Origin of the sequence: Sphingobacterium sp. UBA7253 (genome assembly GCF_002472745.1) — a bacterium.
GTDB classification, from domain to species: Bacteria; Bacteroidota; Bacteroidia; order Sphingobacteriales; family Sphingobacteriaceae; genus Sphingobacterium; species Sphingobacterium siyangense.
In genome coordinates this window covers 36,042-45,516 of the sequence record NZ_DKSP01000180.1, presented here as the reverse complement: position 1 = coordinate 45,516, position 9,475 = coordinate 36,042, and the positions used below count along the sequence as shown (strand labels likewise).

At 40.5% G+C, this 9,475-nt stretch carries 8 protein-coding genes; 5 read left to right on the top strand and 3 right to left on the bottom strand.

Annotated elements, in window-relative coordinates; genetic code table 11:
• Both B2X72_RS18300 and B2X72_RS18295 read right to left on the bottom strand, forming a co-directional pair.
• The coding region (locus B2X72_RS18300; RefSeq protein WP_286850974.1) for an ABC transporter permease at positions 1-1,385 on the bottom strand (1,385 nt) is incomplete at its 3' end.
• A 66-nt stretch (positions 1,386-1,451) separates the two neighbouring features.
• Positions 1,452-2,705, bottom strand: coding sequence for an efflux RND transporter periplasmic adaptor subunit (locus B2X72_RS18295; protein ID WP_120333433.1), 1,254 nt, complete (start codon positions 2,703-2,705; stop codon positions 1,452-1,454).
• Between the two features lie 657 nt (positions 2,706-3,362).
• Here B2X72_RS18295 and B2X72_RS18290 point away from each other — a divergent pair.
• From B2X72_RS18290 to B2X72_RS18270, 5 genes are all read left to right on the top strand, one after another.
• On the top strand, positions 3,363-4,745 hold the full coding sequence (locus tag B2X72_RS18290; RefSeq protein ID WP_158638948.1) for a TolC family protein: 1,383 nt from the start codon (positions 3,363-3,365) through the stop codon (positions 4,743-4,745).
• A gap of 32 nt (positions 4,746-4,777) precedes the next feature.
• On the top strand, positions 4,778-6,139 hold the full coding sequence (locus tag B2X72_RS18285; RefSeq protein ID WP_070566332.1) for a sigma-54-dependent transcriptional regulator: 1,362 nt from the start codon (positions 4,778-4,780) through the stop codon (positions 6,137-6,139).
• A 3-nt stretch (positions 6,140-6,142) separates the two neighbouring features.
• Positions 6,143-7,183 (top strand): sensor histidine kinase, encoded by a 1,041-nt coding sequence (locus tag B2X72_RS18280; protein ID WP_286850973.1) that lies wholly within the window; start codon positions 6,143-6,145, stop codon positions 7,181-7,183.
• Entirely contained in the window at positions 7,183-7,461 is a 279-nt protein-coding gene (locus B2X72_RS18275) for an ATP-binding protein (protein ID WP_286850972.1), read from the top strand. The genes B2X72_RS18280 and B2X72_RS18275 overlap by 1 nt, the downstream gene beginning before the upstream one ends.
• Positions 7,462-7,544: 83 nt before the next feature.
• Positions 7,545-8,063 carry a hypothetical protein gene (locus tag B2X72_RS18270; RefSeq protein WP_088160334.1) on the top strand — a complete coding sequence of 173 codons (519 nt, stop codon included), beginning with the start codon at positions 7,545-7,547 and terminating at the stop codon, positions 8,061-8,063.
• 195 nt (positions 8,064-8,258) lie between these two features.
• Here the strand turns inward: B2X72_RS18270 and B2X72_RS18265 are convergent, their stop codons facing one another.
• Positions 8,259-9,422 (bottom strand): BamA/TamA family outer membrane protein, encoded by a 1,164-nt coding sequence (locus tag B2X72_RS18265; RefSeq protein WP_088160335.1) that lies wholly within the window; start codon positions 9,420-9,422, stop codon positions 8,259-8,261.
• Positions 9,423-9,475: the final 53 nt, after the last annotated feature.

Here is a 9,475-nt window from a genome sequence, read left to right as displayed (position 1 = left end):
CTAGTCAACACCTGACTCTTATCAAAACCGAGATCTCTGTTCTTGTTGTGCTGAATCTGTTGGTAGATGATAATGGTACAGATAATTAACACAACTGAGGCTGTATATTGCAGGATGACCAACCCTTTACGGACGAGACTTCCACTACCGGCCTTCTGTTTCGTTCCTTTGATCGTTGAAAGCGGCTTGAATGCCGAAAGGAAAAACGCGGGATAGCTACCTGCAAATAATCCACATGCTAATGTTATTGTCGTTAAAAATAGCAGGTGTGAGGGGGCTAAAAGATTAACCTGAAGATTCTGGCCTATCATGGTGTTGAACGGCCTGATGAAGATATAGATTAGCAATATAGCAACAAGAGAGGAAATAATTGCCAAAACAAGGGATTCTCCCAAGAATTGCATAATGAGCGATTTGCGACTTGCACCAACCACTTTGCGCATTCCAACTTCTTTTGCTCTTTTTTCAGATCTTGCAGTTGCAAGATTCATGAAATTGATACAGGCGATCAGTAAGACAACCCAAGCGATAAAGGTAAATAGACGAATATTTTTAATGCCACCTTCTTTTTCAATACCACTGTTATCAAACTGATTGTAGGTAATCCAACGTTCCATTGGATAGAGGAAATTCTGTGAAAAAGTGACTTCACCATTGGTCTTGTGTTTGACGAAATCCATCATCTGCTTGTTAATCTGATCGACGTTGGCATTATCTTCGACCTGAACTAGGGTTTGAACACTATTGTTCCCCCAATTTTTTAGAAAATCCTGACCTGCTTCAAATTTTTTGAAAGGGATGAGCCATTGAAAATCATAGCTGCTATTTTTGGGGAGGTCCTTGATTACCCCCGCAATAATAAATGGCTCACTATTGTTTGTTTTGACGGTTTTTCCCAAGGCAGGACGGTTGCCAAATAATTTCTTCGCTGCAGTTTCTGATAATACAATGTTATTGACCTGATCAAAGGCAGTCTTTCGATCCCCTTCAAGAAATGCAAGGGATAGCACATCAGCGATGCTTCCATCGGCATATACACCATTTTGAAATATATTATTGTCTCCGACCGAAAACAGCATTGGCGAATTCCAGCTTATGCGTACTGCATGCTTGATGCCTGGGATTTCTTTCGCTATGCTTTGGGCAAAGGGTCCTGGGGTAGATTCAAATACATAGGTGGCTCCATCGTATGTCTGTTTTGATTTGACAATGTAGATATCCTTTTTGTTGGCGAAATTATCGTTGAAGCTCAACTGATTTTCAACCCATAAAAAAATCAACGATGCCGCAGCAATCCCGACCGCCAGTCCAAAAATATTTAGAAAGCTGTAACCTTTGGTTTTCCAAAGGTTACGAAGTGCGGTTTTAATAAAGTTTTTAATCATAATTATGGTCGTATGATAAAAGCGGTTATCGACAGACCTGATGTTCTCGATAACCGCTATATGATGTTACTTTTTAATATTCAGTTCTTGAACCTTGTCATACGTCTCGTAGCTCGATACGATAACTTTATCTCCCGGTTGTAGACCTTTGATGACCTCATAATATTCCGGATTCTGTCTTCCTAGTTGGATATCCACACGATACGCTGTGCTTCCATTTTTATCCAATTTGAAGATCCAATTACCACCGGTCTGTTGATAGAATCCTCCTTTTGCCAGTAATAATGCTTTTGTCTCGTCACTTAACGCTAAACGTATCTGCAAAGTTTGTCCACGACGTATCCCTTTTGGAACATCATTGATAAATTCCATGTCAACCTGGAATCGTCCATTGGTAACTTGTGTATAGACTTTCTTGATACGGAGTTTGTAGGTTTTTTCACCGATAGAAAATTCACCTTGCAGATCTGGGAAGATACGGTTGATATAATGTTCGTCAATATCAGCACGCACTTTGAATCCTGTCAAAACGTCGATTTGTCCCAACCGTTCCCCGGCATTTTTGTTTTGTCCGATTTCTGCATCGAAGGCTGTCAATTGTCCGTCAACAGGCGCTCTAACGATCAGATCACCAATTTTTCTTTTCATCAGTTCCAATGCACTCTGTGTACGTTGATACGTTTGCTTATCCTGATTAGTTTTTTGCGCATTGGAGATTTCGTCCTGTTTTAGGATCTGTTTGGTCAAGTTGACCCGCTCTTTTTGATAGTTGTATTCGTTCTTTGATTTTTCGAACTCTTGTGTACCAATGGCTTTTTCAGCGAGTAATTTTCTATTTAAGGTATAGATACGTTCGGCTTCACGATAAGCTTGTTCTACATCAGCCATTTGGTTGCGGTTGTTAATCGATGCTTGTTGTGCATTGGTCTGCGCTATTTGGGACTGTGTCAATAGATTCAGCACTTGCGTTTCTTGTTGTACCAAGGTAAGCTCCTGATCGGTATTGGAAAGACGCATGATTGCATCCCCTTTTTTTAAGATAGCGCCATCTTCTACAAACTTTTCTTCTACGCGTCCACCAACAGAAGCATCGAGGTATATGCTGCTAATAGGAAGCACAGTGCCATTTATAGGGATAAATTCCTGAAAGTTTCCATTTTTTATTTCGACAATAGAGATGCGGTCAGCTTCAACATTCAGTTTGCTTTTGCCGGAGGTAAAATAGAAACTGGCGCTGATCAATCCAACTAAGCCAGCAACCCCCACAATAGTCATGATACGTTTGCTATTCCACTTCTTCTTTTCTAAAGGTCTGTCCATAATTTAATATCAATTTTGTATGTAACTATGAAAGCTGTGCCAAGAATGTAAATTATTGATTGATAGGTTCTTGTTTTGTTTAGTTTTAAGCTTGGTGTTCGATAGCGGACACTTCTTGTACGAAGGCGTACAACTGGAAGTTTTTTGCTGTTTAGAGCGTCAACTGAAGCGCTTTTGGCAGATATAATCTGGCTGCGGTGATGCACATTAATTCCGATGGAGCAGGGGTTACTCTGTTGGTGTAAATTAGGGAAGGGGGTAGGTAGCTATATTGGTCGATCGGTTATAACGGTTGGTAAAAGTGGTCTGTTAAAATTAAGGATTTAACTATATTACTTTCGTTATTTACTCAACCCTTGTTCGGTGCTTAGTCGGTGCTTAGTCGGAGCTTGTTCGGTACTTCTTCGGTGCTTCTTCGGTTGTGACCGAAAAAAGTCCGAACAAGCTCCGACTGATATCCATTGAATGGAAGAATAACTATCGAACTTGATTTGAATTATTCTGCTATTTATACAGTTTGTCTTTGCTATTGTCCAACTACGCACACCGACTGTTCATTAATGAACATTTTTGAAAATATGTTTTTTGTATCTATTTGATAGTTAGTGTTTTTGTTGTTTGGCATGGCGATGGTCAGCAAGAAAATAAAAAATGGATATGAAGAGAGTCTATATATATAGTACATTATGCTTTTTATTGAGTTATGCCAAGGCAGGGGCGCAACAGACGGAGCAGCGACTAACGGAAAGAGTGGCTGGGACAGCAACAATTGCGGCGGTCGACGATAAACAAATTACCAAGCGGAGCTTAGCTGAGTGTATTCAGTTGGCAATAAAGGCCAATCCAACCTTATTGCAGAATGAACTCGATGTGAGGCGTGCGGAGGTGAATTTAGCACAGGCTAAAGCGAATAGACTTCCCGATGTTGATGCAAGCCTACAACATAGCCTAACATCAGGAAGATCTCAGGATAATTCGACCCTTCAATATATTTCATCCAACAACTCAACAGGGAATTTTTCTTTGGGCGCAAGTCTTCCAATATTTAGAGGGTTCCGTTTATTTCACGATATCCGGATGCGTGCTGATGCAAAGACTGCCGGTAAATTGACTTTTGATACGCAGATTAATGCGTTAAAACTGGACGTTATTACCGCTTATATCCAAAGCTTAACTGCTCAGGATATATTGCGGCAATCAGAAATGCAGACTGAAGTAACCCGAGAACAGGTCAGACGTGCGGAGAGTATGCATAAGGAAGGTGCAATTAATCCTGGGGATTACTTTGATCTGAAAGGACAACTGGCAAATGATGTCAACACGATTGAAAATAATCGTCAGTTACTATACAGTAGCCGCGTGAAGCTTGCTGCCTTACTAAATATGGATGAAAATCAATTGGGCGAATTGGATAACCTCGGAATAAAAGAGAGCGGGCAACGACTGGATGCGAAACAGCTCTATGAAATGGCCGTTGATCAATTGCCCGATATACAGGCGCTGGATTATCGGATCAAAGTGGCGGAGCGGGATATTAAGATTGCAAAATCATACTATTATCCGTCATTGAGTCTGAGCGCTGGTTTAGGGTCAAATTATTCTAAATTGGGGATTCAGGGAACGTATTGGTCACAAATGCGTAATAACGTAGGAAAGTATATTTCTCTCAATCTTTCTGTTCCGATTTTTAATCATTTGCAAGTTTATAACAACGTCCGCTTGGCAAAATTAGATCTGCAGACGGCTAGATTTCAAAAAGAGATCCAACAAAATGTTTTGCGGTCGGCGACGTCCAATGCGGTTTTTAACTTGCAGAATGCAAGTAACATGATTACACAATTACGTAGTCAAAATGAAAACTACGCGGAATCTTTTCGTATTGCCAAGGTAGTTTTCGAATTGGGAAACAGTAATTCAGTGATTTTTTTGACCGCAAAAAATAAATTCGATAACAGCCAGATTCAATTGGTCGTCAAACAGTATGAATGGCTGCTGCAAAAATATATCAATGATTATTACGCAGGCTCGTTGAATTTATAGTTATCTTAGTATCTTCAATGAAGTCAGGAAGTATGAAAAAAGCATCTATTTTAGTCGTTGATGATGACCAGGACTTATTAACTGCGGCAAGAATCTTGCTTAAACCTAAAGTTAGTCATATTCAAGTTGAACCCAATCCGGAGAATCTAATAGCACATCTGGAGAAGACACCTTATGATCTGGTGCTTTTAGATATGAATTTTAAAAGTACGATTAATACCGGTAATGAGGGATTATATTGGTTGTCCCGGATCAAAGAAAAGTTTCCACAGGTACATGTCATTATGATTACCGCTTATGGAGCTGTTGATCTCGCTGTAAAATCGCTGAAACAGGGAGCATCGGATTTTGTCGTGAAACCTTGGGAAAATGAGCAATTATTGGCAACGATAGAAAGCGCTCTTGCCGAATCAAAAAATAAAGAAAAGAAAAGTAAAAGTTCCTTGCTCAGTAGTGGGAGCAGTCCTGATTTGATTGGTAATTCCATTGTTATGGACGAATTGCAATATAAATTGGAGAAAATTGCCCCCACAGATGCGAATATATTAATATTAGGTGAAAATGGGACCGGGAAAGACCTGATTGCTCAAGCCATTCAGCGAAGATCCTTACGTTCAGATCGGACTTATGTAAAGGTTGATGTCGGGGCGCTGACAGAAACGTTATTTGAAAGTGAGCTTTTCGGTTATAAGAAGGGCGCATTTACAGATGCACGTGAAGACCGCCAAGGTAGATTCGAAGCTGCAAATGGGGGAACATTGTTCCTCGATGAAATTGGCAATATCTCTTTGCAACAACAAGCCAAACTGTTAACCGTACTGCAGAATAGACAGGTTACACCGTTGGGTTCCTATCAACCAATATCGGTGGATATACGCTTGATTTCAGCAACCAATGTTCCGTTGAAACAGCTCGCAGATGAAAGCCGTTTTCGAAAAGACTTAATTTATCGGATCAATACCGTTGAAATTCAGGTACCGCCATTGCGTGAACGAGGAGAGGATATCAAGCTATTGGCTAATCATTTTCTCGATATCTATTCGAAGAAATACAATAAGCGGATTGAAGGCTTTGAACCGGATGCGGTTAAAAAAATGTGTGCGTATCATTTTCCCGGCAACGTCCGAGAACTCCAATACAGCATCGAGCGTGCTGTTATTATGGCTGATCAGCTCAGTATAGCTGGAAATGACCTCTTTTTCTCGCCAATAGAACAACAAATAGATAACCGCGTTGTCGAATCCAGTCCCAGCAGTCAAAATCTGGAAGAATTGGAACGTAAAGCAATCAAATCGGCGATTGAACGTTATAACGGAAATATCAGTAAAGCCGCAAAAGAATTAGGGCTTACCAGGGCGGCACTTTATAGACGTTTGGAGAAATATGATATTTAGTCGATGAGGCACGGAAAAATCTTAAATGCAATCAAGGTTATCTTACTGCTGGTAGCAGCACTTGTGAGCGCTTATTTGCTACTTAAAAGAGAATATGTACAGGCGGCTTTGATCTTTTGTATGATGCTATACCTGGGTTTTAACCTATATGCACAGTATAATTTTTTGGCCAGGCAGCTGATTGAATTTTCCGAAGCGGTCAAATACCGCGACTTTACCAGACGCTTCTTGGTGAAAAATACAAAGTCAGTGGAAGGGCAGCTTTTTATGGCCTTTAATCAGATCAACGAGACTTATAAGGAGATCAGCATTAAGCAGGAGATTCAGCACCAATACCTGGATCGTGTGATCAATATGCTGAATTCGGCGATTATCTTTTATGAGATGGATAGTGGTAAGGTCATGTGGGTAAATGAAGCTTTCAAACAGCTATTTCATTTGCCACACCTTGGAAATATCACTGGATTGAAGAAAAAAAACAATGATCTTTATGAAAAAACCATGTTGCTTGAAAATGGACAGCAGCAAATGGAGTCCGTTCAGTCAAGTAAAGGAAAAATAAAATTATTGATTCAGAGCTCAAGCTTTGAGACACAGGAAGCTTTGTTTCGCATTGTGGTGTACCAAAATATCAACGAAGCAATTGATGAGACTGAGACAAAGGCATGGCATAAATTATTACGTGTACTGACACATGAAATCATGAATTCCATCGCTCCGATCAGCTCACTTGCTGAAACCTTAAACGGTCGTTTGGACCATTTTAAAGGAGCTGAAGATATTGATGATCTAAAAACAGGTATTTCCACCATCAAACGTCGTAGCGAAGGACTTTTACATTTTGCGAAGAGTTATCGTATGATCAATAAAGTCGATCAGCCTCAGCTAGCGCCGATCCAGATTTCGCAGTTATTTGAGCATATCTATCAGCTGCTTGAACCAACCTTGATCCAGAAAAATATTGATGTCGATATTATTCTGAAAAATACACGGCTAATCTTATCTGCAGATGTTAATTTGATCGAGCAGGTTATTTCAACTTAATGTTGAATGCAATAGATGCGGTTAAAAATAGGGAAGAAGCCTATATTAGTTTATCTGCTCTTGAAGTAGACGGAAAGGTGCAGATTCGGATTGAAGATAACGGGGCAGGAATTCCTGCTGATCTTCAGGAGCAGATCTTTACACCATTTTTTACAACGAAGAAGACGGGTACAGGGGTCGGCCTTACCCTGAGCAAACAGATTATGCTTTTGCACAAGGGAACTATTTTCCTCAATAGTACGGAAGGAGAAGGAAGTGTTTTTATTCTCCAGTTTTAGGGGGATCATTCCCGCAAACTAAAACCTAATGTTCCATGTGAAAAATCATAAAATTTAGCGATGTTTGCAGCGAAATGAACTACATGCTTAAGTATTGGCGACATTATTTTGTATCCCATAGTCGCCATGGGACCCATTCTCCTTTTGTTTATAAATTGGTAGACGAAGTAATTTATCAAAAGACATCCAAAGGGAGCGTTTCAGAATTACCACAAACTATTCAAAACGAGAGCAAGGTAGAACAGAAAAAGTATGCATTAATCGATCGATTATTAAGGACATTTGCTTACGACAATTTTAGCTATTGGGCCGATCAGCCGCGCGAAAGTTATAGGAGTCTTTTGCACGACCAATGTGGACGTTATGCGTACCGACATATTTATTATATTGACCAGGACGATCTTGACCTGAATTTTTTGGGAAATGTTGGGGATCGAGATCTATTAATTATAAACGAGCCCCATTTATCAGTGAAAAGGGAAGCCTATTGGAATAGGCTGAAGGAGGATGATCATAGTGTAGTTACGATAGATCTATACCGAATTGGGTTGGTTTACTTTAGAAAAGGACAGCGAAAAGAGAATTTTCTGATTCGATTTTAGCCTTCTGTTCCGATCTAGCCTTCTGTTCCGACCTCTTTTTGAATGTCGATGGTCAGTCATCTACCGCGTTCCGTTGGGCATCAACTATTTTAGCTGAAGTTGAGGGAATTGGAGAGGAGGGGAAAAAGGAAAAGGTGGATGTCATTAGGCAAGAATAAACAAGAGCATCCATGCCTATATGGATGCTCTTGTTTATTAAAAAGCTTCACTTAGGGACAGATAGAAACCCGACTGTCGTTTTTCACCGGGTCTTTGTTCGCCAAAGGAATAATCAAAGCGTATGCTGCTATTGTGTTCGAGACTAAAGAAGTAGCGTAAACCACCACCATAACTTGCGACATATCGGCTGCTATTTTCCTTGGAAAAGGTCGATCCGAGTCCTGAAAATCCAACGATGCCAAAGCGTGGATGAAAGCGATAACGCAGTTCAGCCTGTGAGGCAAGATAATTCTTGTCCCGATAACGTCCGAGGTAATAACCGCGCATCATCATGTCTCCACCGAGCTCACGGTAGTTGTAAAATGGGACGGTTTTTCCAAATGTGGAACGAAAGATTCCTTGCAGAGCCAGCGTGACTTGGTTGTGCAGTGGAATAAAGCCACGGAGATCTACATCGAGGTTTGCCCCCGTAAAATCAGTACTTGTCCATAACTTTGGAGCATAGGCCAGCCGCAATTTAGCATAATACCCCTTTGTTGTATAAGAAACGTTGTCCCTATTGTCAAACAATTGCGAAAGACCTATGAGTAGCTGTTGTCCGCCATGCTTTCCAATAAGATCGGAATGATTGAAAATGCGATCGGCACTGTCGCTACGAATGGTGAAGTTATCGTATTGAATGTTGATACCCGAATACAGGTTGTTGCTGATTTTTTTCTCAGCTTCGAGTTTGACGCGAAATAATTTTTGATCAATGCGTTCTTCATCGGCTTTCCAAGTGTCCATACCGACGCCATAATAGTTAAAGGGCCAATTACGGTAGCGTATTTCACTAATCAGATGGTAGTCGTTGTTTCTAGTCCAAAGATCGGTCTGCAGTTTGAAGTTGGACTGACTATTGGATGTAAAGGTTCCCATGACCGTGACGGTGGAGGTGCGGATTTTGGGATCAGATTTGTCCAGATAAAAATTATACGCGCTCGCCAGGCCGTATTCAACTCCCGTTTCCTGCGCATAACCAACGGCCGGTAAAACCATAAAACTACCGGAACGTGTCGAATCTCTTTCAGCGGAAAGAAATTTTTTACTCAATTTTTGAATAATATTTTGAGCTTTCAATTCGGCCGATCCCATTAAAAGTACCGTAAATAGTACGGAGTATCGGGTAAGTTTTGAAAGTGATTGCGGTAAAATTTGCATGCCCAAAGATAGTATATTAGCCAAATAACCAAAACAGGTAAATATGCAACCAA

Coding starts and splice junctions, on each gene's coding strand:
- B2X72_RS18295 (WP_120333433.1), bottom strand. CDS start 2,705: ATGGACAGACCTTTAGAAAAGAAGAAGTGGAATAGCAAACGTATCATG.
- B2X72_RS18290 (WP_158638948.1), top strand. CDS start 3,363: ATGAAGAGAGTCTATATATATAGTACATTATGCTTTTTATTGAGTTAT.
- B2X72_RS18285 (WP_070566332.1), top strand. CDS start 4,778: ATGAAAAAAGCATCTATTTTAGTCGTTGATGATGACCAGGACTTATTA.
- B2X72_RS18280 (WP_286850973.1), top strand. CDS start 6,143: ATGAGGCACGGAAAAATCTTAAATGCAATCAAGGTTATCTTACTGCTG.
- B2X72_RS18275 (WP_286850972.1), top strand. CDS start 7,183: ATGTTGAATGCAATAGATGCGGTTAAAAATAGGGAAGAAGCCTATATT.
- B2X72_RS18270 (WP_088160334.1), top strand. CDS start 7,545: ATGCTTAAGTATTGGCGACATTATTTTGTATCCCATAGTCGCCATGGG.
- B2X72_RS18265 (WP_088160335.1), bottom strand. CDS start 9,422: ATGCAAATTTTACCGCAATCACTTTCAAAACTTACCCGATACTCCGTA.